Below are 1,153 nucleotides of genomic sequence, written 5' to 3' on the forward strand. Positions count from 1 at the left end.
CGGCGACCTGCCGGCGACGGTGCGGGCGGTGTCCCGCGACGTCGCGTCCCGCGGTGGCCGCCTCGTGCTCCTCGCCGCGTCCGACGCCTCCGGCCTGCGGACGGCGCGGGCGACGGACGTGCGTCAGGTGAGCGCGGTGACGGTCCAGGAGGATGCCCGGCTCCTCGAGCACCGACCGGACCATCTCGTCGACCTGCCCCTCGACGTCTGGATCGGTGTGGCCCCCACAGGCCCGGTAGCCCCGTGACGCGACGCAGCGGGGCGTGATGCGGGTGGTCGTTCCTGTGAAAACCCGGTGAACTCCGCCGAGGTGGGCGTGGCGTGCCGGTCGGGCGGCGGGCGGCGGCTAACGTCGCGCGCGACCTCGGCGCTGGACCGTGCCCGACCGCGACCACCGGGAGACCCTCCAGGGCCCCTCGGAGTCTCCTTCGGGAGAGACCGCGGGGCCGGCGCCGCCCGCCTTGTCCGGAGGACCGATGACGCGCGGCCCGCTGACCTGCCATCGGCGTCGGCCTGCCATGCGCTGGGTCCGCGTCGTGGCGCTCACGGCAGGCGTCGTCTCCCTCGTCCCGCTCGTGGGCAGCCCGGCGCTGGCCACGACGCCCGACGTGGCCGCGGTCTCGCAGCTCTCGGCAGTACCCGACAAGGGCAAGCCGATCCCGAGCAAGCAGCAGGTCGAGGCGGCTCGCAAGGCGGCCGCAGCCGCCGCGGCGCGCGTCAAGCAGGTCCAGGCCGCCTATCAGGCGGCGTCGGCGCGGCTCATCGCGCTGCAGGCCGAGGTGTCCGCGGCGGCGGCGGCATACGGGCAGGCCGCGGCGCTCCTCCAGGTCCGGACCGCCACGGCCCAGGCGGCGCAGTCTGATGCCGAGAGCGCGGAGCGGGACGCCGACACCGCCGAGCTCGCGGTGCGCCAGGACGCGTCCCTCGCCTACCAGGAGGGCGGGTCGTTCGGGACGATGGGCGCGCTCCTGCGATCCGACGGGCCTCAGGACCTCCTCGATCTCGCGACGGTCGTCGACGCGATCAGCGAACGCCGCAACGAGAACCTCGCGAAGGCGTCGGCGGCGGCCCAGGTCGCCGCCGGAGCCCGGGCGGTCGCCCAGCGCGCGCGGGAGCAGCAGCAGGAGGCGGCCGACGCCGCGAAGGCGGCCCT

2 protein-coding genes are annotated in these 1,153 nt (G+C 76.2%); both read left to right on the plus strand.

The window, feature by feature from the left end; genetic code table 11:
* The coding region (locus BN12_RS25690) for a hypothetical protein (protein ID WP_162233139.1) at positions 1-247 on the plus strand (247 nt) is incomplete at its 5' end.
* Between the two features lie 271 nt (positions 248-518).
* The coding region (locus BN12_RS25695; protein ID WP_235432517.1) for a hypothetical protein at positions 519-1,153 on the plus strand (635 nt) is incomplete at its 3' end.

The organism is Nostocoides japonicum T1-X7, from assembly GCF_001046855.1.
GTDB lineage: Bacteria > Actinomycetota > Actinomycetes > Actinomycetales > Dermatophilaceae > Nostocoides > Nostocoides japonicum.